This window comes from Spiroplasma endosymbiont of Diplazon laetatorius (assembly GCF_964019625.1).
Classification (GTDB): domain Bacteria; phylum Bacillota_I; class Bacilli_A; order Mycoplasmatales; family Mycoplasmataceae; genus Spiroplasma_A.
Window position 1 is genome coordinate 121,755 of the sequence record NZ_OZ026458.1, and the last position, 23,885, is coordinate 145,639.

The 23,885-nt window shown below is 28.3% G+C and carries 17 protein-coding genes and 7 tRNA genes; 23 read left to right on the forward strand and 1 reads right to left on the reverse strand.

The annotated features are described in order from the left end of the window. The first annotated feature begins 12 nt into the window (after window positions 1-12). From ligA to gatB, 4 genes are read left to right on the forward strand one after another with little or no spacing between them, the layout of a single operon-like run. Complete coding sequence (gene ligA / locus AACL10_RS00560; RefSeq protein WP_338985300.1) at window positions 13-2,007, forward strand: NAD-dependent DNA ligase LigA; 1,995 nt, start codon at window positions 13-15, stop codon at window positions 2,005-2,007. A 3-nt stretch (window positions 2,008-2,010) separates the two neighbouring features. Further along, window positions 2,011-2,301, forward strand: a complete 291-nt coding sequence (gene gatC / locus AACL10_RS00565) for an Asp-tRNA(Asn)/Glu-tRNA(Gln) amidotransferase subunit GatC (protein ID WP_338985302.1) — start codon at window positions 2,011-2,013, stop codon at window positions 2,299-2,301. Between the two features lies 1 nt (window position 2,302). Beyond that, window positions 2,303-3,772: an amidase family protein gene (locus AACL10_RS00570; RefSeq protein WP_338985303.1), complete on the forward strand. Its 1,470-nt coding sequence runs from the start codon at window positions 2,303-2,305 to the stop codon at window positions 3,770-3,772. Beyond that, complete coding sequence (gene gatB, locus AACL10_RS00575) at window positions 3,765-5,207, forward strand: Asp-tRNA(Asn)/Glu-tRNA(Gln) amidotransferase subunit GatB (protein WP_338985305.1); 1,443 nt, start codon at window positions 3,765-3,767, stop codon at window positions 5,205-5,207. The genes AACL10_RS00570 and gatB overlap by 8 nt, the downstream gene beginning before the upstream one ends. Window positions 5,208-5,222: 15 nt before the next feature. Here gatB and AACL10_RS00580 read toward each other — a convergent pair whose 3' ends face one another. Then, window positions 5,223-5,918 (reverse strand): TrkA family potassium uptake protein, encoded by a 696-nt coding sequence (locus tag AACL10_RS00580; protein ID WP_338985307.1) that lies wholly within the window; start codon window positions 5,916-5,918, stop codon window positions 5,223-5,225. A gap of 91 nt (window positions 5,919-6,009) precedes the next feature. On the opposite strand from AACL10_RS00580, the gene AACL10_RS00585 reads away from it, so the two are divergent. The 19 genes from AACL10_RS00585 (at window position 6,010) to AACL10_RS00675 (ending at window position 23,765) form a co-directional block, all read left to right on the forward strand. Then, window positions 6,010-7,668 carry a TrkH family potassium uptake protein gene (locus tag AACL10_RS00585; RefSeq protein WP_338985309.1) on the forward strand — a complete coding sequence of 553 codons (1,659 nt, stop codon included), beginning with the start codon at window positions 6,010-6,012 and terminating at the stop codon, window positions 7,666-7,668. A gap of 144 nt (window positions 7,669-7,812) precedes the next feature. Continuing rightward, on the forward strand, window positions 7,813-10,551 hold the full coding sequence (locus AACL10_RS00590; RefSeq protein ID WP_338985311.1) for a cation-translocating P-type ATPase: 2,739 nt from the start codon (window positions 7,813-7,815) through the stop codon (window positions 10,549-10,551). Between the two features lie 88 nt (window positions 10,552-10,639). Continuing rightward, complete coding sequence (locus AACL10_RS00595; RefSeq protein WP_338985313.1) at window positions 10,640-12,451, forward strand: ABC transporter ATP-binding protein; 1,812 nt, start codon at window positions 10,640-10,642, stop codon at window positions 12,449-12,451. A gap of 117 nt (window positions 12,452-12,568) precedes the next feature. Continuing rightward, window positions 12,569-12,644: transfer RNA gene (locus tag AACL10_RS00600), tRNA-Asn, on the forward strand. Window positions 12,645-12,651: 7 nt separating this feature from the next. After that, a tRNA-Glu gene (locus AACL10_RS00605) sits at window positions 12,652-12,727 on the forward strand. 21 nt (window positions 12,728-12,748) lie between these two features. Further along, window positions 12,749-12,824 (forward strand) — tRNA-Val (locus tag AACL10_RS00610). 8 nt (window positions 12,825-12,832) lie between these two features. Continuing rightward, window positions 12,833-12,908, forward strand: a tRNA-Thr gene (locus tag AACL10_RS00615). Between the two features lie 76 nt (window positions 12,909-12,984). Then, complete coding sequence (locus AACL10_RS00620; RefSeq protein ID WP_338985314.1) at window positions 12,985-13,362, forward strand: hypothetical protein; 378 nt, start codon at window positions 12,985-12,987, stop codon at window positions 13,360-13,362. 61 nt (window positions 13,363-13,423) lie between these two features. Then, window positions 13,424-13,499: transfer RNA gene (locus AACL10_RS00625), tRNA-Lys, on the forward strand. A 5-nt stretch (window positions 13,500-13,504) separates the two neighbouring features. After that, window positions 13,505-13,589 (forward strand) — tRNA-Leu (locus AACL10_RS00630). A 276-nt stretch (window positions 13,590-13,865) separates the two neighbouring features. After that, a complete protein-coding gene (locus AACL10_RS00635) occupies window positions 13,866-15,281 on the forward strand; it encodes a uracil-xanthine permease family protein (RefSeq protein ID WP_338985316.1) in 1,416 nt (471 codons plus the stop codon). A 97-nt stretch (window positions 15,282-15,378) separates the two neighbouring features. Beyond that, the gene (locus AACL10_RS00640; protein WP_338985318.1) at window positions 15,379-16,212 is read left to right on the forward strand and encodes an HAD-IIB family hydrolase; all 834 of its coding nucleotides are present in this window, start codon (window positions 15,379-15,381) and stop codon (window positions 16,210-16,212) included. Between the two features lie 15 nt (window positions 16,213-16,227). Further along, on the forward strand, window positions 16,228-16,533 hold the full coding sequence (gene trxA, locus AACL10_RS00645; protein ID WP_338985319.1) for a thioredoxin: 306 nt from the start codon (window positions 16,228-16,230) through the stop codon (window positions 16,531-16,533). A gap of 12 nt (window positions 16,534-16,545) precedes the next feature. Beyond that, a complete protein-coding gene (locus AACL10_RS00650; protein ID WP_338985321.1) occupies window positions 16,546-17,361 on the forward strand; it encodes a Cof-type HAD-IIB family hydrolase in 816 nt (271 codons plus the stop codon). Window positions 17,362-17,643: 282 nt separating this feature from the next. Continuing rightward, window positions 17,644-18,702 carry a spermidine/putrescine ABC transporter ATP-binding protein gene (potA, locus tag AACL10_RS00655; protein WP_338985323.1) on the forward strand — a complete coding sequence of 353 codons (1,059 nt, stop codon included), beginning with the start codon at window positions 17,644-17,646 and terminating at the stop codon, window positions 18,700-18,702. After that, entirely contained in the window at window positions 18,695-19,705 is a 1,011-nt protein-coding gene (gene potB / locus AACL10_RS00660) for a spermidine/putrescine ABC transporter permease (protein WP_338985325.1), read from the forward strand. The genes potA and potB overlap by 8 nt, the downstream gene beginning before the upstream one ends. Continuing rightward, window positions 19,672-22,797 carry a spermidine/putrescine ABC transporter permease/substrate-binding protein gene (potCD, locus tag AACL10_RS00665; RefSeq protein ID WP_338985327.1) on the forward strand — a complete coding sequence of 1,042 codons (3,126 nt, stop codon included), beginning with the start codon at window positions 19,672-19,674 and terminating at the stop codon, window positions 22,795-22,797. Before potB ends, potCD begins: the two co-directional genes overlap by 34 nt. Before the next feature lie 67 nt (window positions 22,798-22,864). Continuing rightward, window positions 22,865-23,605, forward strand: coding sequence for a TGS domain-containing protein (locus AACL10_RS00670; protein WP_338985328.1), 741 nt, complete (start codon window positions 22,865-22,867; stop codon window positions 23,603-23,605). Window positions 23,606-23,690: 85 nt separating this feature from the next. Continuing rightward, a tRNA-Cys gene (locus AACL10_RS00675) sits at window positions 23,691-23,765 on the forward strand. Window positions 23,766-23,885: the final 120 nt, after the last annotated feature.

Below are 23,885 nucleotides of genomic sequence, written 5' to 3' on the forward strand. Positions count from 1 at the left end.
TAAGGAGTTCTTATGAAAGACATACAAATTAAAATCAACAAGTTAAAAGAAGATTTAAATAAGTGAGGACACGCTTATTATGTTTTGGATAACCCAATTGTAGATGATGCAGAGTATGATAAAAGTTTGAATGAACTTATAAATTTAGAAAAACAATATCCAGAACTACTTACACAAGATTCTCCATCTCAAAAAGTTGGTGGAATTGTAATGGATAAGTTTGAAAAGTACAAACATAAACAACCTATGTTAAGTTTATCTAACGCATTTAATAAAAATGACTTAATTAATTTTGACGATCAAATTCTAAAAGAAATTGAGAATAAAAATTATAATTTTTTTGTTGAACCAAAAATAGATGGACTATCTATTTCTTTAATTTATAAAAAAGGAAATCTTTTTAAAGGTGTTACTAGAGGTGATGGTGTTTATGGAGAAGATGTTACTTCAAATGTTAAGACAATTAAAAGTATTCCATTATCTATTTCTGATAAAAGAGATTATGTTGAAATTAGAGGAGAAGTTTTCCTTTCAAAAAATGAATTTGAAAAAATAAACAAGCAAAGACAAAATAATGATGAAGAAATTTTTGCTAACCCAAGAAACGCAGCTGCAGGAACTTTAAGACAACTTGACTCATCTATTGCTGCATCTAGAAAGTTGGATGCATATCTATATTATTTTATGGACAGAGAACAATTCCATACACACAGTGAGTCTTTAGATTATTTAGACAAAATGAATTTTAAAGTTAACAAGCTTGGTAAAATATGTAACAACATAGATGAGGTTTATGAACACATTGAATTCATTCAATCACAAAGAGAACTTCTAGATTATGAGATTGACGGAGTTGTAATAAAGGTAAATGATTTTGATCTTTATGAAAAAGTTGGTTACACTGCAAAATCTCCAAAGTGAGCTATTGCTTTTAAGTTTCCTGCAGAAGTAAAAGAAACAAAACTTAATAATATATTTGCAACGGTAGGTAGAACAGGAAGAATTACATATAATGCTTCTTTAGAACCTGTGCAAATCGCTGGAACCACAGTTCAAGCAGCCACACTTCACAATGCTGATTTTATATTACAAAGAGACATAAGAGTTGGTGGTAAAGTAAAAATAAAAAAAGCAGGAGATATAATTCCAGAAGTGATTGCTCCAGTGCAAAATGAAGATTTTTCTAAACTTAAAAAATGAGTTGAGGAAAAAAATTGTCCTGAATGTAATTCAGAATTAGAGAGAGTTGATGGAGAAGTTGATCAATATTGTATTAACTCTCAATGTCCTAGAAAAATAGTTAGAGGTTTAGAACATTTTGTATCAAGAGATGCTATGAACATAGAGGGTTTAAGTATAAAAATAATTGAAAAGCTTTATGAAAATAAATTTATTAATAATGTTGGAGATATTTATAAATTAAACTTACATAAAGAAAAACTAATCCAACTTGATAAGATGGGTGAAAAGTCAGTTAATAATTTATTGGACTCTATAGAGAAATCAAAAAACAATTCATTTGATAAATTATTCTTTGGTTTAGGTATTAGACATGTTGGTAAAAAAACAGCAAAAACTCTAGCTATAAATTTTAAAACAATCGATAATATAGAAAAAGTAGGATTCGAAGAATTAGAACAGATTAACGATGTCGGTCCAATAGTTGCTAAATCTGTATGTGATTGATTTTCAATAAAACAAAATTTACAACTTATAAATGATTTAAAAAATGAAAAAGTGAATATGAATTATTTAGGTAATGAAGGTACAAAAAATAATGATAAAATTACTTTGAAAAGTTTTGTTATAACGGGTACTTTAAGTAAACCAAGAAATTACTTTAAAGATTTATTAGAAGAATATGGAGCTAAAGTAATTGATACTGTTAGCAAGAAAACAGATTTTCTTTTAGCTGGTAAAGAAGCTGGAAGCAAATTAGAAAAAGCTGAGAAGTTAGGAATTAAAATTCTTTCAGAAGAAGAGTTTTTAGAAATGATAGGTGAATAAGAAATGAAAATAAATTTAGAATTATTAAAAGAACTTCAAGAAGATGCAATGTTAAATCTAACTGAAGAAGAATTGAAAAATATTCTTAAGTATGAGAATGATATATTACATAAATTTGAAAAAGTTTTATCAATCAACACTGATGGTGTAGAAGAATTGCATTATCCATTTGATATCCACAACACACACTTAAGAGAAGATGGCGAAGTTAAAGTTTTAGCACAAGAAGATGTTTTAAGAAATGCTCCTAGTGTTGAAGGTGACTTCGTAACAATTACAAAGGTGGTTAAATAAAATGAATTTTAAAAATATTACATTAAAGCAGTTACATGAAAAAATTTCAAAAAAAGAAATAACATTAGTGGATTTAGTAAAAAGTGTTATAGATAATTCTAAAAAAGAAATGGAAAGTAATTTTTTAATTACCTTATCGGATAAAGAGGCTTTAGAAAAAGCAAAAGAACTTGATTTAAATATTGATTCAAATAATGTTTTATATGGTGTTCCTTTTATTCACAAAGACAACATTTCAACAAAAAATATTTTGACTACAGCTGGATCAAAAATTTTATCAAACTATGTTCCTTCTTTTGATGCAACTATTGCTGAAAAATTTAATGAAACTAATTCTATACTTGTTGGTAAAGCCGCTCTTGATGAATTATCAATGGGAGGAACAGGATTATTTTCTTTTAATGGAGAAGTTAGAAACCCACATGATAACAATAGAATAGTTGGGGGTAGTTCAAGTGGTAGTGCCTATGCTGTGGCAAAGGGGATTGTTCCATTTGCAACTGGTGGTGACACTGGTGACTCAATAAGAAAACCAGCAAGTCTTAATGGTATAGTTGGTTTCAAACCAACTTATGGTTCTATATCAAGATATGGAGCAATTCCTTATGCACCAAGTTTAGACCATTTGGGATTCTTTACAAATAATGTAGAAGATCTTGCTTACTTGTGTGAAGCAACTTTTGGATATGATCAAAAAGATTTTACATCAATAAATAATCAACAAAATTTTGTTGAAAACATATCAAGTACAGACAAAAAAATAAAATTCGGTTATATAAAATCTATTGAAGAAATTTTAACTGGTAAGTTAAAAGAAGATTATAAAAAACTTTATGAATTAATAAAAGAAGCTGGCCATGAAGTTGTTGAATATGATTTTGATAAAAAATTATTAGAAGCAATACCTGCAGCTTACATGATGATTTCCTTTGCTGAAGGTGTATCAACACATTCAAACTTAGATGGTATTAAGTTTGGAATAAGAGCAAAAGGAAATGATTACAAAGAAATAATAAAAAATTCTAGAACAGAAGGTTTTGGAGAAACTGTAAAGAGAAGATTTATAATTGGTAGTTACCAATTGAAATCTGAAAATCAAGAATTGCTTTTAGCTAAATCAAAAAAAGTTAGAAGATTAATAGTTGAAGAATTAGATAAACTTTACAAAGAGGTGGATATATTAATTCTTCCACCAACAATCTCTCCAGCTCCTACAGTAAAAAGTGTTTATGGTTTTGATGTAGAACAAAAAGAAGATAATGAAACTGCTTTTATAGAAGATGTTTTAATTCTTGCTAACTTTAATGGAATGCCTTCTGTCACAATTCCTTTTGTAACAGAAGATAATATGCCAATAGGTATAAACTTAAACGCAAAACCAAAATCTGATCTTAAAGTTTTACAAGCAGCTAAATTGTTAGAAGATATAATTTCAAAAAATTTTAGACAAGTAGGTGATGTAAATGAATAACTTTGAAGTAATTATTGGAATTGAAAATCACGTTGAATTAAAAACTAATTCAAAAATGTTTGGAGTTGGTCCTGTAAGTTATGGAGAAACACCTAACTCAAAAGTTTCTGAAGTTGATATGGGTTATCCAGGAGCATTGCCCTCAGTTAACAAAGAAGGTGTTAAACTTGCAATACTTGCATGTAATGCTTTACAAATGGAAATAGATCCCTTACTTAGATTTGATAGAAAAAATTATTTTTATCCAGACTTGGTTAAGGGTTTCCAAATCACTCAACAATTTTTCCCAATAGGTAAAGAAGGAAAAATAAATATTACTTTAGAAGATGGCACAACTAAAACTATAGAAATTGAAAGACTTCATATTGAAGAGGATACAGCAAAACAAACCCACAAAGGAGATCTGACTTATATAGATTTCAACAGAAGTGGTGTTGGTTTAGTTGAGATAGTTTCTAAACCATTTATAAGAAGTGCCAGTGAAGCTGTGGAATATGTAAATCAGCTTAGAGAGATTTTGTTGTTCCTTGGTATAAGTGATGTTAAAATGAACGAAGGTTCATTAAGATGTGATGTAAACATTTCTTTGAGACCATATGGTTATCCAGAGTTTGGTTCAAAAGTTGAAATAAAAAACTTAAACTCACTAAATAATGTTAAGAAATCAATTGAATTTGAAATTAAAAGACAATCAAAAATTCTTCTATCTGGTGGTAAAGTAGATCAAGAGACAAGAAGATTTGATGAATCAATTCAAGAGACTGTGTTGATGAGAAAAAAGGATAATGCAGTTGATTATAAATATTTTAGAGAACCAAATATATTCCCAATAAAATTAGATGAGAATTGAATTAAAGAAGTTATATCTTCATCTCCTGAACTTGCTTCAGAAAAAAGAAAAAAATATTTAGATAATTATCAATTATCTTCAGATGATGCAAATTATATTTTATCTGATTTATCTTTGGTAAAGTTTTTTGAAGAAAGTATTTCTCTTGGATCTGATCCTAAAAAAGTTGCAAACTATTTAATTACAGATATTAAGGCTTTACTAAATAAAGATGGAATTGAGTTAACCCAATCTAAATTGCAACCAAAAGACATTAGTGAAATTATAAAAATGATGGATGAAGGAGTTATTTCTTCTAAACACGTTAAGACAATTTTACCAATAGCTTTTGAAACTGAAAAATCAGTTCAACAAATAGCTGATGAAAATAATTTAAAGTTAATTTCTGATATAAATGAAATCAAAAAAATATTACAACCTATAGTTGAACAAAATATTGAATTGATTAAAGAACAATACGAACAAAGACCAGAAAGGGTAGAAAAAACTCTTATGGGACAACTTATGAAAGAAACTGGGGGTAATGTAAATCCAACAGTGGCGACAGAAGTTATAATAGAAATGATCAAACAAAACAAAAACTAGCATGAGCTAGTTTTTTTAATCTTCTAATTCTTGTTCTCCTCTAATTTTTAGAACAAGATCATTTACTATATTATTTTTTGCATATACTCCAAGAATGTCTCCTTCTTTAAGGACTGTATATTCATCTGGAAGTATTGTTTTACCATTTCTTTTAATTTGGATTATATTAAAGTCTTTGTTTGAAGTTAATCCTGCATCAAAAATTGACTTATCAATTATTTCTTCTTCATTTACTACAATACTTGTAAATACATATTCGTTATCGATTGATTGAACTTCACTTTCAATATCAAATAATGATTTAGTTGCAACCATTTTTCCTGTAATAACGTCGGGAATGATAACTTTGTCTTCTTCTAACCCTAGAGCTAATAGAATTCTTTTATGTCTTTCATCTCTTGCTTTAACTATTATGTTTTCAACACCCAAGTCTAAAAGGTTTAAAACTGTTAAAATACTTGACTCCATGTTTCCACCAAAACAAACAATAACTCCATCATATTGGTTAATACCATTTTTCTCTAAAGCGTTTTTATTAGTTGCATCTAAAACAACTCCTTCAACAGATTCAAATTGGTTTATGTGTAAGTTTAATTTTTCTTCGTCATAATCAAATATTTTAATTAATTGCTTTTTCTCATCTAATGTTTGAGCAACAGATAATCCAAAGTAATTTGCACCAAATATAGCAAAACTTTTCTTTCTAGCCATATGAGCACCAACTTTCTAACTCTTTAAATTATACAACTCTTTTCAGGTTTAATGTATAATTTAATGTAGATTTGAAAGAGGTAGTTTTTTTATGAAAAATTCTTCAGGCGACGAAAAAGAGATTTTAAATACTAAATCTAAAAAACCTAAAAAAGAGCCTAAAAAACCAAATGAAAAATTCTTTTATAAATTAAAGAACTGATGACCTTTTTCTAGAGTTAGTGGAAGGATTATTTCTGCATATCTTTTAGCTATTATTATTGGTGGATTTTTATTATCAATTCCAGGTGTTGTTGTAGATAAAGAAAATCATTGAGACTTTATAACAGGAATGTTTACAGCATCAAGTGCTATATCAGATACTGGTATAACTATGATTCAAACAAACACTGGTTATTCATTCACAGGACAACTTTTAATTATAATAATGTGTCAAATTGGTGGTATTGGAATACTTACTATTAAAATTTCTCTTTTGGTTATGATTGGTAGAAAAGTATCTTTAGACGACCAAAACATAGCTTCTTCTGAAAGAGGTAATAACAGTTTATCAAATACAGTTGAAATGATTAAGGATGCTTTCATATTCTTGATTGGATTGGAATTGGCTGGATCAATAGTTTTATTCTTTGGATTTTATTTCACTCCAATTGGAATCACAGAAGAAAATGCAGTAGGAATAACAAGTCCTTATAATGACTTTGGTAAATCACTATGATTTTCAATTTTTCACTCAATAAGTGCTACAAACAATGCTGGTTTTGATATTTTAAGTGGAAACTCTTTAGTTCCTTATAACCAACCAGGATCTTATGGATATTTAATTCAAATGACATTTTTAATGCAATGAGTTATTGGAGGATTGGGTTATCCAACTTACCATGATATTAAGAAAAAAATTAAAGCTAGAAGACAAGGAAAAACAGTTAAGTTTTCTTTATTTACTAAATTAAACTTTATTACTTATGTGGTTTTATTTGTTTTAGGACCAATTTTAGTTTTCTTAACAGAATGATTAACTGTTGAAGATAGTCGTATTTTATTAAATGGTCATTTTCAAGAAGTAATTTATATCCCTAAACCAGAAAAAAATACTGGCGAAATAATAATTAACAAGTGGGTTACTGACGGAACTTGAAAACCTACACATGTATGGATGATGGATTTAATTTTCAACGTTTCTTCAACTAGAAATGCTGGTTTTGCAACAGTTGATGTTAATAACTTTACTGCAGGAAGTAAGTTTATATTATCTATTTGAATGTTTATTGGTGCAGCTCCTTCATCAACTGCCGGGGGAATTAGAACCACTACATTTGCAATATGTATTTTAGCTATTTTCTCAATTATGAGAAATAAAAAATCGGTTGAAGCATTTAAAAGAAAAATACCAGACGAAACAGTTAAAAGATCATTTGCAGTAGTTTTAATTTCATTCTTTATTGTTGTTACAAGTATATTTGTAGTTTATTTAGATAGCAATGAAATGCTATTCGGAACAGACAATACAGATCACACAGATGCTACAATAATAAAACTTATAATGTATGTATGTAGTGCCTTTGGTACTGTTGGTTTCCAACCATTCCCAAATAGTCAAATAATACAACTGGGTGTTATAAGTAAAATAATGTTGGTTATTACAATGTTTATTGGACAACTTGGAATTTCAAATACCTTATTGGCTTTTGTTAAACCAAAAAATAAACAAAATTATGCCTATTTAGAAGAAGAAGTAACTATAGGATAGAAGAATTTTTAAAATTCTTCTATTTTTGTTTAAAGTCAGTATTTAAGGGTTTATAAACTATTCAAAATTAAAGTTTGTTTGACTTATACTTTTAAAGGAGTAAGATTAGGTGGTTAAGATTTTTAAATCTTTAGAGGTGAAAAAATGAATCTAAATGATAACAAAAAAGAGTTAACTGACTCCGAGACTCTGTCTTCACACGAAGGATGATATAAATTATCAAATAAAAAAATATGCTCAATATTAGAGGTTAATCCCGAAACTGGATTAAGCAATAAAGAAGCGAAGTTAAGATTAGAAAAATACGGTAGAAATAATCTACCAAAATCAAAAAAACCAAACTGATTTATGATTTTTTTAAAGAGTTTTTTAGACCCTTTAAGTTTAATTATGATTTTATCGGGTCTACTATCTGGGTTGGTTTCTATAATTTCGAAAAAAATTGAAGTTGTTGATATAACAGGTATGGTTATTATTGCCATTATTGTATTTACAAATTCAATTATAGCAACAGTTCAAGAAGTTAAGTCTTTAAATCAAGTTTCAAATTTAAATGAAAATAAACAAACAGCAATTGTTCTTAGAGATTCAAAAAAAATTGAAATTGATATTGAAGAACTTGTACCTGGTGATGTAATATTCGTTAACTCTGGTGGTTTTGTACCAGCTGATACAAGAATTATAGATAATCAATTATTAAAAATTGATGAATCAGCTCTTACAGGTGAAAATGAACCAGTAAAAAAAATATCTGATTCTATTAAAGAAAAAAATTTAATGTTAGGTGATCAAAAAAATATTGCTTTCATGTCAACTTTAGTAATTGAAGGTAAAATGATGGGGGTAATTTTTGGAACAGGTAACGAATCTGAGATTGGTAAAATCGCTTCAAAAATAACTGGACACAAACAAGAAAAAACGCCATTAGAAAGAAAAGTTACAAGACTTACTACAATCATAGGTTTAGTATCAATTGCAATGGGTTTAATTTTATTTTTAACTTCATTCTTATTGAGAGATCAATTGGGAGATGGAAGTTTAAAAAATCTTTTATTAATATCTGTTTCTTCAGCTATATCTTTAATACCAGAATCACTAACTATTATAGTTAAGATTTGTTTAATGGTAGCAACAAAGAAAATGGCAAGAAAAAATGTAATAATAAAAAACCCAAAATCTATAGAAACTTTGGGAAATGTTAATGTGATTTGTTCAGATAAAACTGGAACATTAACTCAAAATAAAATGACTGTTGATAAAATTTTCTTAGACTTTAAAGAAGATGACTTTAAATCTTTTGATAAAAATAAATATTCAGAACTAATAAATTGTATAACTCTATGTAGTGATGCGATAGTTGAAAAAGAGAAAATTGGTAGTGCAACTGAAATTGCTACAATCGATTTTGTTAAAAAATTTGATATTAATTACATGTCTATGAGAAAAAAACATGAGAGATTAGATGAAATACCTTTTGATTCAAAAAGAAAACTTATGACAACATTAAATGATGTTGATGGAAGACAAATGGTTTATGTTAAAGGTGCAGTCGATTACTTATTAGATATTTGTACAAATAAACTAGTGAATGGTAAAGTAACTCCTTTAACTGATGAAGATAAAAAAATTATAAATGAACAATTATATAGTTTTGCAAAAAGAGGCCTTAGAGTTTTAGGGTTCTCTCAAAAAGATATAACTGATGGAAAACAAAAATATGAAAGTAACTTAACCTTCTTGGGTTGTGTTGCAATTATCGATCCTCCAAGAGAAGAAGTTAAAGCATCTATTGAAGAAGCTAAAGCTGGAGGGATTCGTGTAATTATGATTACAGGAGATCACAAAATTACTGCATTTGAAATAGCAACAAGACTTGGTATTGCAGATGAAAATTTTGATGGTGTTTTAACTGGTCAAGACATTAATGAATTAACAAATGAACAACTAAAAGAAAGACTTAAAAGAACAAATGTTTTTGCAAGAGTAAACCCTGAACACAAAGCTTTAATAGTAGATTTATTACAAGAAGATAGCAATATTGTTGCTATGACAGGTGATGGGGTAAATGACTCACCAAGTTTAGTTAAAGCTGATGTTGGTATATCTATGGGTATAACAGGAACAGAAGTTGCAAAAGGTGTTAGTGACGTTATATTGGCAGATGATAATTTCAAAAGTATTATCTCGGGAGTTAACTCAGGAAGAAATGTTTATGAAAAAATCAAATACTCAATTTCTTTCTTGATTGCAGCAAACATAAGTCAAATATTAACTATATTATTAATACTTGCTATAAATAAAGATATAGCATTAAATTCAGTTAATATTTTATTCCATATTTTTATAATTGAAACAATAGTTGCAGTTCCTATCGGAATGCAAAAAGAAAGACGTGGAGTGATGAAAAACCCTCCACCTACACACAAAAAAGAGAGTTTACTAAAAGGGATTAGGTCTCAAATAATAATAACAACTTTATTTAACACTTTATTTGCTGTATTGAATTATGAAATTGCTATTTTATGATTCAGTCAAGATTTAGAAAAAGCAAAAGAATTTGGTAAAACAGGAGTTTATATAGCTATTATGTTTTCTCCAATATTTTACTCAATTCTCTACAATAATTTCTTCTTGCCAATTAAGTCAACTAGAAAAAATAAAGATGTTGATAAATATAAACCTAATAAATGGTTATTAATTTTGATGGGTGTTGCTTTTATGGCTACAACATTGACTTTGATGCCTATTGAAACTGTAAATAATTTCTTCGATTTTACAACAGTTGGATTAGATCCTGGTTTAGCAGCAATATTTTGTATAAATGCATTATTGCCAACAATTTGTATTTATGGTACGTATCAATTGATACTTAAAGTAATTTAAAAAAAGAAAAGGGCACTATATTTTAGTACCTTTTTGTTTATAAAAATATATAATTTGAATTAGAGAAAATTTAAAGGAGAAAAAAAAGATGGAAAATATGGAAGATTTTGAGATTTCCACGGGTAAAGGTAAGTTTTTTAGAACTCTTATCTATTATTTTGGAAAAGAATGAAAGTTATCGTTATCAATGTTAGCTCTATGTTTAATGTTTGTTGTGCTTCACTTGTCATTGCCAATATTAACTTATCAAATGACATTAGCTATTACTGAATCTAAACCTTCAGGAGATAACTTAATAACTAGTAAATGAACAGAAGACACATCATTATTAATATATGTGTCAATAGGAATAGTTTTACTATATTGTATACTTTCATTTGTTTATGACTACTTGGCTTATATAATGGGTCGTAAAATTGAAATTAGTTTAAGAAATAGATCGCTTGAAAATTTAGTTAGACAAGACATTTCTTACTATTCAGATAAAAAAATTGGAGAAATTTTAACTAAAATAGTTTCTGATACTCAAATAGTTGGTGATCAAGCTGTTCAAGTTCCTTTACAATTTGGTTTATCTTTCTTTGAAGTGATTGGAGCTTCAATATTGATGTATATCTTAAGTTGACAGTTAGCAACAGTAACTGTTGTAACATTTGGGATAATAATGTTTGCAATGATGTTTTGTTTCTATGCAACAAGAAATAAAGTTATTAAAGTAAGAGAAAGTATTACAGAAATTAATGGTAATGTAACTGATAGAATTGCCACAGTTAGATTAATCAAATCTTCTGGTACAGAAAATTACGAAACAGAAAGATTTAATGAAGTACATAAAGACTTTTACAAAAAATCTAAAAAAGTTGGTACAAGATTGGCACTTATGTTAACTACAATGTGGGGTGGAACTTTCATCTTACAATTTGCAACAGTAATTGCAGCAATGTTAATTTACAAAAATGACAGTAGCTTCATAAATGAAAGATTCACTGCATACAATCTTGCACAAGGGCTTATGATAGCTCCGTTATTCAATGTTATGGCAGCGTTATTTGGTTTAGCTCAAGCATCTGTTGCTGCTCAAAGAGTGGATGACACAATAAAAGCTAAATCTATAATGGATTCTCATTACTTTGATGGAGAAATTATTGAGGAAGTAAAAGGAGATATCTTATTTAAAGGTGTTGAATTTTCATATCCTGAAAAACCAGGTAAAGTTATACTTCCAAAATTTGATTTCAAATTTGAAGAAGGAAAATCATATGCCTTTGTTGGTGAAACTGGAAGTGGTAAGTCAACTATTGCAAAATTATTATTAAGATTTTATGACCCTTCAAAAGGTGAAATAATAATTAACGGAAATACAAATTTAAAAGATGTTAACTTATCAAGTTACTTAGTTCATGTTGGTTATGTAGAACAAGATCCTCAAATATTATATGGAGACGTATTTGAAAATGTTAAATATGGATCATTTAACTCTACAAATGAAGAAGTTATTGAAGCATGTAAAAAAGCTGAACTACACGATCTTGTAATGACATGACCAGATCAATACGAAACTATTTTAGGAGAACGTGGATTCTTACTAAGTGGTGGACAAAAACAAAGACTTATTATTGCAAGAATGTTCTTAAAAGATCCAAAAATCTTAATATTAGACGAAGCAACAAGTGCTTTAGACAATATCGTTGAAAAAGAAATTCAGGCAAAACTAGATGTACTTATGAAAGGTAGAACAACAGTTACTATCGCTCACAGATTAAGTACAATTAAAAATGCAGATGAAATAATAGTTTTAGGTGGAAACGGTAAAGGAATAGTTCAAAGAGGTAAATTCAATGAACTAAAATCACAAGAAGGACACTTTAAAAAACTATATCAAGCTGGTTTAATTGAATAATAGTCTTAAAAATAAACAGAAATGTTTATTTTTTTGTCTTTTTTGTAAAAAAAATAAAAAAAATATTGATTTTAATATTGCTAATATGCTATTATGAATAGGTAGAAATCTATCTATGGCTTTTTAGCTCAGTTGGTAGAGCAACCGGCTGTTAACCGGTTGGTCGCAGGTTCGAGTCCTGCAAAAGCCGCCATTTTAATGGCCTGTTGGTGAAGCGGTCAACACACACGGTTTTCATCCGTGCACACACGGGTTCGAACCCCGTACAGGCTACCATTATTTTTATATTTTATTTTTGGAGTGTTAGCTCAGTTGGGAGAGCTCCTGCCTTACAAGCAGGCGGTCGGCGGTTCGAGCCCGTCACACTCCACCATTTTTTTTGCTGATGTGGCTCAATTGGCAGAGCAACTGACTTGTAATCAGTAGGTTGTAGGTTCAAGTCCTATCATCAGCACCACGCAAGAAATCATCAACCATAAATGGTTGTTTTTTTATTGCTAAATCTATGTATTATATATTTAAGGAGTAAAAGGATGAAAAAAAATCTATCTTTAATAGCCTATGTTTCAATGGGTATTGCTTTATTAAATATGATTTTCGTAATAGCTTTTGTAAAAAAAGTTTATGAAAAACTACCAAATAATTGTCATATGGAATCTTTGGTTTATATATTCATAGTAGGTGCAGTGTTGTTTTTAGTGGCTATTGGAATTGTGGGTTTGGTTTTTCTTATTAAGAACACAACTAAATCTGCTTTTGTAGCATCAATCATATTAATTACTTTAGGTGTATTGTTAATAACAACTATATATTCATTTACATGAATATTTGGATCAATAAACGCAATTTGCGGTGTATTCATGATAGTTGTTGGAGCAATTCACCTAAAATCAACAAGAGAATACTTATAAAATTCAAATAAGTGTTTTAATAAAATAAAAAAAATGTTATTATAAATGTGTTAATTTTAACGTCTCGTTAGCTCAGTCGGTAGAGCAACTGGCTTTTAACCAGTGGGTCATAAGTTCAAGTCTTATACGGGACACCATTCATCCGGAATTGGCGGAATTGGCAGACGCACCAGACTTAGGATCTGGCGTGGTAACACGTGGGGGTTCAAGTCCCTTATTCCGGACCATAAAGAAATTTAATCACGCAAGTGATTTTTTTATTTTTCAATTTAATTCAATTAATTGTTGCAATTAAAACTCAAACTATATATATTGTTTTTTAGGAAATGTTAGGGAAATTATGAGAAAAAATATTTTATTAATAAAAGTAAATAAAATGAAATCAAACAAATCTTTGATTTCTCTTTCTTTTCAATTTTCTGAACTATTTATATTAAATTAATCAACCATTTTTATTGGTTGATTTTTTTTATAAAAATTCAGTAGAGATAAAGGAGAATAATATGGAAGAAAATCAAAAAATAGATCTTGTTCTTGAACCACATCAAAGACCCAAAAGTATTGGGAAATGAGCTACTCTTTCATTGCAACACGTTTTTGCAATGTTTGGAGCCACTGTTTTGGTTCCGATGGTTATAAACCAATTGGCAGCTCCAGATGAAGTCATAAACATATCTATGGCATTATTTTGTTCTGGTGTAGGAACATTAATTTATATAGCTTTAACAATGGCGAAAGTACCAATTTATCTTGGAAGCAGTTTTGCTTACATGACTGTGTTGGGAACTGGTTGAAAGGATTGAGGAAACTCTATATTTATAGCTGTTTTTGCTGTAGGTATAGTTTACATATTAATGGGGTTCATAATTCATTGAACAGGTGTAAAGTGAATTAAAAAAGCTTTTTCACCTGTAGTTGTAGGGCCAATTATCATAACAATTGGTTTAAGTGCTGTTCCAAGTGCTTTAGGTAATATAGGATTTGCTTCAGGTACAGGAAGCAATGGAGCTAATGCTTGAGGTGATTACCCTCAATGATTAGCTATTATAATTGGGGTAATTACATTCTTGGTTGCAACAATTTGTATGTTAAAAGCAAAAAACTTTTTAAAAGTAGTACCAATCTTAATGGCTCTTGCTATTGGTTACTTAATATCAATAATATTGCATTTCAGTTTAACTAAATATGGATATCACATAATGGATACAAGCTACATTACAGATACAAGTAATTGAGAATGATATCCAAGTTTTAAAGCGGTTTGAAAAGTGGAACCCAAAACAATAGGGCCAGCTCTAGTAGCAATCGTTCCTATTGCTATGGTTACAATGGTTGAACATTTAGGAGATCACATAAACATAGGAACAATGACTGGAAGAGATTTTATAAAAGATCCAGGCATTAGCAAAACATTAATTGCAGATGGTGTTGCTATGAGTTTTGCAGGTTTAATAGGTGGACCTGCAAACGCTACTTATGCAGAAAACACAAGCGTTGTAGGATTAACTAAAGTAGCTAGTGTTTGAGTTACTGGTTTAGCTGCTGTGTTTGCCATAATAATGAGCTTTATAGCTCCTGTGAATCAAATAATAAGAATGATACCAGCTCCTGTAATGGGTGGTATAAGTATTATGCTGTTTGGTATGATTGCGTCAAATGGAATCAAAATTATGATGGATGCAAAAGTAGATTTGAAAAATGCTAAAAATTTAGTTGTAATTTCAATTATATTAGCAATTGGAGTTGGAATGTCAATCATGAAAAAAGATATTCAAATATCAAGTTTCAAAATAACAGGATTATTCCTAGCAACACTTTGTGGTGTTTCGCTTAACTTACTTTTACCAAATCATGATAACCTTGGAGTATTGAGTATATTCAAAAGAAAAAACAAGGACAATAAAAAGGTTAAAAAATAATTAAAAAATGATTCTAATAACTAGAATCATTTTTTAATAGATTTCCTAAAAATCACTATTTCCTTTATAATCTATATTAGTAAATCGAGGTGAAAATATGAAATTAAAAGAAAATGTTCTTATTTTTTCTGACTTAGACGGTACTGCTCTAGCAAGTGACCACAAATTTAGTGAAGTAACAAAAGAAATAGTTAAAAAAGTTTATGAAAAAAACTATTATTTCATACCTGTTACTGCAAGATGTACTATGGATACATTTGAACAACAAGCAATTTATTTAGGTTTGGATAAACTTAAAGGAATAGCGGCTGCAAACAATGGTACTCATATATATGACTTTAAAGAAGAAAAATGAATCAAAAAAGAATACATCACAAAAGAATCTTTAAAAGAAGTTTTTGAAACTACTTTTGGAAAAATAGGTAAATATAAAGTTCACTTTATTGGCGATGACATTTATTACGTATATGGTGAGGGTGAAAACTCAAGATACTGAAGTGATATTATGGGAACTGACTATAAAGTTATAGAAAATTTTGAAGATATCCAAAAAGATATAAATCACATAACTGTAATTTTAGAAAAAAACCCAACAGATAAGAGTGTAGATGAATTTTATAAAGATTTCTCTGGTATAAGCAATGAACTTGATATAATTAAATATACAGATAGAGTTTATGAGTTGGCTATAAAGGGAATTCACAAAGGATCTGTAGTTAAAGAAGTCTTAAATCATCTTAAGTTAGATGAATCAAATACAACAACATTTGGATTTGGAGATAGTTTTAACGATTTTGAGTTAGCTGCGCAAGTAGATAACTTCATAGCAATGGAAAATGGCTTGGAAGAGCTAAAAAATAAAGCAACATATGTTACAAAAACAAATGACGAAAATGGTGTTGCTGATTTTATTGAAAAAAATATAATATAAGAGGAGAAAAAAATTATGGCAGTAAAAGTAATTGAAACAGTAGAAGAATTTGACTTAGAAATAGCAAAAGAATCAACAGTTGTTGATTTCTATGCTGAATGATGTGGACCATGTAAAATGATGGCTCCTATCTTTGATTTAACTTCAAATGAAGAAACATCAGTAAACTTCATTAAAGTTGATACAGATAAATTACCAGAAGTGGCAAAAAGATATAACGTTATGTCTATACCAACTCTAATTTTATTTAAAGATGGAGAAGTTACAAAACAAAACAGTGGATTTATGTCAAAAGATATTTTAAAACAATTTGTAAAATAGGAGGAAACAAAAGTGGTTAAATTAATAGCGCTCGATGTTGACGGAACATTAGTTAAAAAGAAAAATTTAGTATCAAAGGTAAATATAAAAGCAATTAATGAAGCTCGTGAACAAGGCGTTAAAATTTGTATTGCAACTGGAAGAAATATATCTAGAGCTATGAAAGTAGCAAAAGCAATCGGAATTGATTTGGCACACGAATATGTTATTACTCTTAATGGTGGAGCTACTTATAAATATGAAGGTACAGCAAAACCAAAATTAATTGAAGAACATTTATTTGAATTAGAAGACTTTAAAATAATTTATGATAAAGCAAAAGAATATAAATTAAGTACTTTTAGTTATGCAAAAGATCCTGGGGTATCTTATGTTGTTAAAAAGAATTTATTCACATATGTTCTTAAAAAAGTATCAGGAAGAAAATTGGTTAAGTACAATAGAGATACAATAACTGATACATCTTACAAAATTATTATTTATGGTAACAAAAAAGGTATAGCTAAAATAAAAGAGGATTTAAAACCTAAAGAATACGAAATGTTTTCTTGAAGTTATGTTCCTCATTCTTCAAATATTGAAGTTAATCCAAAAGGTGTTGATAAACTATACGCTCTACAAAATGTAGCAAAAGAATATGGTATTGACGCTAAAGACATTATGTTCTTTGGGGATGGCGACAATGATATGAGAGCTATAAAGTGAGTTGGTCATGGTATTGCCATGGGTAACTCTAAAAAAGATCTTAAAGAGATTGCAAAAAATCAAACAAAATCAAACAAAAAACATGGTGTAGGTTACTACATTAAAAAAGAATTATTGAAATAGACACATTTTATATGTGTTTTTTTTATTTTCATAATTTTTATAAAAAAAAATAAAAAATATATATAATTATCTTATGTAAAAAACAAAAGGAGAATTACTATGAAATTACAAAGTGTAATAAATATAAATCAATATTTAATTTCAGAATGATTTAATGTAGTAATAACTCGTGTTGAATGATTTGAAAAAGTTTTAGAGACAGAAATGCTCCTCCTGATTGCGTAATCCAATTTTAATAAATTACGCGTTAAAAATTTAATATTTTTTAAAGGAGAACATATTATGAACAACAAAAATAATATTTTAGAGATTAGAAATCTTACTAAAAGTTATGATGGAAAAGTTGTTTTAAAAGGTGTTGGTTTTAATATTAGAGAGGGTGAATTTATCACTCTTTTAGGACCATCTGGTTGTGGAAAGACTACTACTTTAAATATAATCGGAGGAAGAGAAAAACAAGACTCTGGTGAAATATTATTTGAAGGTAAGGATTTAACACCTATACCAAGTAACAAAAGACAGATTAATACAATCTTTCAAAATTACGCACTTTTCCCTCATTATGATGTTTACGATAATATTGCTTATGGATTAAGAATTAAAAAAATGAAAGAAGACTTAATTACAAAAGAAGTTATGCAATATATTAAGAAATTTTCATTAGAAAATATGGAAAATAAAAGAGTTCATGAACTAAGTGGTGGGCAAAAACAACGTGTTGCCATCGCAAGAGCTCTTATTTTGAAACCCAAAATTTTACTTCTAGATGAACCGATGTCAGCTCTTGACGTTCAATTAAGAAAAAGAATGCAAGATGAATTAAAAGAGCTACAAGAAGAAATAGGAATTACTTTCATCTTAGTTACTCATGATCAAGAAGAAGCACTTACTTTAAGTGACAGAATAGTTGTTATGAATGATGGACAAATCCAACAAATTGGATCACCAGAAGAAATTTATAACGAACCTGAAAACAGATGAGTTGCTAACTTCATTGGTGTTTCTAATGTTATCGGTGATGGTGAGTTTGTAAAAGATTTAAAAGTTAAATTCGACGGTAAAGAATTTGACTGTACAGATAAAGGTTTTGGAGAAAACGAAAAAAATATAGATATAGTTTTAAGACCTGAAGACTTACAAATTCAAGGACCTAATAAAGGATTTTTCAATGGTATAGTTGAAAATATTATCTTTAAAGGTGTACATTACGAAATAACTGTTAAAACAGAAAACAGAAACTATGTAGTTCATACAACTGAATTCCATGATTTCGACAAAGAAGTTTCTATTAAATGAAATCCAGAAGATTTACATGTAATGTGAAAAGAGATAGATGAATAATTTAGATAACGAAAAAGACATTATTGAATTACAAAATAATGTTGAAGTTGAAAAAGAATTAGACGATATTGAAAATATTGAATCTGAAGGAACAGAAATAGAAATAGAAATACCAAAAATTAAATTTAAAGATAAAATTGCAGATTTTAAAATAGTAAAAGGTTTAAAAGGAAAAGTTTGACCAATAATGTTACCATTTATGGTTGTTATGGGATTTTTAGTTGTGCTTCCTTTACTTGGGATTATTATTTTCTCAATAGTGGAAGCAACTGGAAATAGTATTAAATTTAAATTAGATTTTACAAACTTTGTGAAACTTTTAACTTCAGGATCTATTTTATATGTAATGTTTTTATCTTTAATGTATGCCTTTGTAGCTAGTTTGATATGTGTTGCATGCGCTTATCCAATCGCACTAGTGATGACTCAACTTAAAAATAAAATGCTTGCAAAAAACGTTTGAGTATTAGTTACTCTACCAATTTGAATAAGCATGATTTTAAAAATACTTGGACTAAGAAGTTTATTCTTAATAATATCTCCAAGCGCTTTAGGAACTCCAATTGCAGTTATTATTGGAATGGTGTATATGTTTTTACCATTTGCCATTTCACCAATTTACAATGCAATTGAAAATCAAGATAGAAATTACTACCTAGCTGCTTTAGATTTAAAAGCAAGTAAGTCAAAAGCTTTTTGACATACAACTTTTAGACAATCATTGCCAGGTGTATTTGCTGGATTTACCCTAGTGTTAATTCAAGCAGCAACATCACTTTTAATTGTTAGATATATGGGTGATGGAAAAATAAATTTAATAACAACAATAATTGAAAATTACTTCTTTAGGGGTACTGACTTTACTTTCGGAGCTACAATTGCAATAGTTTTAGCACTGCTTTTATTTGCAATTATGGGGATTATGAAATTAATCTCAAATAAATTTGAAGTGAAAGGAGCATCAAAAAAATGAAAAAATTCATCAAATCAAGTTACTTCTTAATAATGATGTTATTTATCTATTTTCCAATAGCTATAATGATACTTTTTTCATTCAATGCTGGAAATAGTACAACACAATGAAGTGGATTTAGTTTAGAGTGATATGCAGCTCTTGTACAAAACTCACCATTTATTAAATCAATTACAGTTTCTCTTTTTGTTGCCATGGTATCTACAATTATTTCTTTAATAATTGGAATGATGGCAGTTGTTGGTCTTACAAAAATCAGACCAAAAGCATCAAGAAATTGAGTAAGAATAGCAAATATACCATTAGTAAATGCTGATGTTATTACAGCAGTTGGTTTAATGTTATTATTTGTTCTTGCTGGAGTAAAATTTGGAATTATAACTTTAATTGCAGCTCACGTTTCATTTAACGTGCCCTATGTAATTATTACAGTACTTCCCTTTATGAATAGAATTGATAAAAATATACTTGAAGCTTCAAAAGATCTTGGTGGTAACCAAAGACAAACTTTCTATAAAGTTATTCTTCCAATATTAACACCATGTATTATAACTGCAGCTGCAATATGTTTTGCAATGAGTTTTGACGATTTTATTATTTCTTACTTTACAGGTGGAGGACAAACAAACGTTTCAACTTTTATTTATACTGCAAAAAGAATGCAACCTTACATAAATGCTTTTGGTACATTATTGGTAGCATCTATTGTATTTATTATTTTGGTTTGAAATATAATTCAATTTTCAATTCAAAAATCAAAAGATGTAAAATTACAAATCAAAAAAGGTGAATACAAAATTAAAACTATTAGTAAAATAGAAAATGAAATTAAATATTTACAAAAATGTCTTTCAACTGGAACAAAAATTGAAAGAAGTAAAAATTTAAAATTACTTGCTCAATATAAATTATTAAAATTTCAACTTAAAATATTAAATGCAAAAAATAATAATAAAAAAATAAGTCGACTAGAATGAAAAAAAGAATTAATTAATGATGAGATAAGAAGTGAAAAAAGATACTTTACTGTATTTAAAAAACTTAACATCAAAAAAGCTCAAATTGAATCAAAAATTGAGAAAATGACAAATGATAAAAAAATTAAGAAATTTGAACAAGTTCTAGTTAAGTTGGACAGAAAAATAAACAAATATGAAAAAGAAATAGAATGAATCAATAACAGAAATGAAATGGATAAAGAAAGATCTTTAGAAATAGGACAACAAGTTATTGAATTAAAAGAAGAGCTTGCAGGATTAGAGAATCCAAGTTCAAAATTGGTTTCTTGATATAACAAAAAAATCAAAGCACTTTCAATTAAAAGAGATAGTTTGCTTGAAGGAAGAAACCAATACAAACTTAGAGTTACTCTCGAAAAACTTGCAACAATGCAAAAAGAGAATCAAGAAAAAAGTGAAGCTAAATACAAACAATTTATGGAAATAAAAAATAAAGTATTTAGAAAAATATCTTTAGTAGAATCAATTGATAAACAAATTAGTTTATTAGATAAAGACGAAGCAAATTATGCTGAAAAATTATCTGATCTACAAATATTAAGAGAACAAAAATTAAATGACGCTAAAGATGATTTAAATTCTAAGTTAAATGATAAAGAACAAAAACTAGAAAAAGTAAACAATTATGTAAAAGCTAAAAAGGATAAATACTTCCCGGATGTTTTACAAGAAGACTATGTTCCTAAATCAAATAGATGAATTAAGAGAAATTGAAAACAATTAACAATGGGTTCAGCGCTTTTAGCTTCATTTTCACTTTTAACAACAGCTTATGTTATGAATAATATTTATGACTTAGTTATTGGAAACTGAGGAAGTTATATAGATCCTGCTTTAATTACTAAATTTGAAAAAGAAACAGGCTATAAAGTTAATTATCAACAATATGACTCAAACGAATCACTTTATAACAAAACTTATACTTTTAGTTACGACATTATGGTTCCAAGTGACTATATGGTGGAGAAATTAGCTACAGAAGGTGCTTTACAACCTATAGATTGATGTAAAGTTAATGTTATAGAAAATCCTATTGATAATTACAAGGAATGTAAAGTTTCTGAAGAACAATTAGAAAAAGAATGACCAGAAAAATTAGAATATGTTGATTCTTTAAAAGAAGTTCATAAAGAAAGTAAATTTAAAGATGCAGAAGGTCTAGAATCAGATTTATTAGATTATTCAATTCCTTGATTTTGAGGGGATGTAAGAATAGTTTTCAATCTTGCAGATTATATTGATGGAAACTTTGTTTATAATGCTGAATTGGTTAAATTCTTAGAAGAAGCTAAAGTAATTGAGGAAAATGAAAAGAAAAATAAAGAAAATGAACCTTACTTGGTTCTGGAAGATAACCTTTCATGAGACATTCTTTGACAAGCAGCAGACAAAGGGTTCAATTTAGCTCTAAATGAAGATCCTAAAAATGTATTTATGTATGGATTCCAAAAATTATACGGAAATGTTGAGGCCGAAGAGGGCTTAACTGTTGGTGAAGGAACTAATGAAAAAGAACTTTCAAAAAAAGCACAAGTGGATGCTGTTTCAAAAGAAATTGAAACACTAATAAGCAAAAGAAATGTTGGACTTTATGGAGATCAGTTAATGGATAAAGTACATGATAAGGACTTTGACATAGCTGTAATGTATAATGGTGACTTAATATATGCTGTTTCTGATGATTATGAAGAAAGTGGCGGAGAAGAAGAATCATTATTTAGTGAACAAAAAGAAGGTTTCAAATTTTCTGTAGTATCAGGGGTTCCTGGTAAAGAAATGTCAACTAAAGTCAATGGGAATCTAAACAAAGAATCAACAAACTTATGAAGTGACAATCTAGTTATATCAAGTGGGAACAGACACTTAGATGCAACTTATAAATTTATAAATTTCATTTACGAAAAAGAAAGTCAAAAACAATTAATAAATGAAACAGGTATGCCTACTGGATTTAAGGAAATGATTGAATTTGGAAAAGAACAAGGCAATGAATGATATAAATGATTTGAGCCATCTAAAAAAGGAAAAGCATTTGGTTTCAATGAAAAAATTGACAATTATCTTGTTGATAAATTTAATCAAATAATTTCTACAAAACATTAATATTTAAATAATTTTTTAACAATATTATATTAGAATCTATTTGTATATGATTGAGGGAGAAAATATTGTGAAGTTAACTTTATTGGATGGACAAATTGTTTTTTATGAAGAACCCAGGACTGTTTTGGAAATAGCAAAAGATATTTCAGAGGCGCTTGGTAAAAGATGTGTAGGGGCACTTATAAACTCAAGTTATATTGTTTCTTGTTTTACAGAAATAAATAAGGATTGTAAAATTGAGTTTATAACAGAAAGACATGACCTATATTATCAAATTGTAAATTATACAGCTAAATTAGTAACTATTTTATCTTTGGTTGAACTATATCCTGATCTTGAACCAATCGTTCAAGATGGCGATAATTCAAAACTAGAATTTAATTTATATTATAATGGTAAACATAAAATAGAAGAAGCTGACTTTGAATTAATTGAACAGGGTGCAAAAAAAATCATTAATGAATCCTATTCGATTGAAAATTATGAAGCTAGCAAGTATGAATTTATATCTAAATATAAACAATTAAACATTAGAGGAAATGTAGATGAACTTATAAAAAATGTTGAAAAAAAATATATATCATTTCCAGTATTAAAACTAAATGGAGAATCATTCTTTAGTCTTTGTGGAACTTTAAAAAACACAAGTGAACTTTATGAAATAAAAATAACTAAAGTAGAAGATTACTTATTGGATGATGGAAAAGACAATGTTTTAATTCAACAAATACATGGAATAGCTGCTTCTAGTGAAAAGGAATTTAATGTTCTTAAGAGAGAACTTGAACTAGATAAAGTGGCAATTTAAATATAAAAATTAAAAACCCGCAAGGGTTTTTTTGTTTTATTAATTTCTAGTTTTTGTATTTTTTTAGTATAATCATTTAGGTAATGGTACCATAGCCAAGAGGCTAAGGCATGGGACTGCAACTCCCTGATCGTCGGTTCGACTCCGACTGGTACCTCCAAAATGAAACAAAGAGCAAGAAATTGCTCTTTTTTTATTATTTTCTTAAAAAAGACACATATTCGATTTTAATTTGCTATAATAAATATTGTCAATTTTGTATAAAGTTGATAAAAAAAGA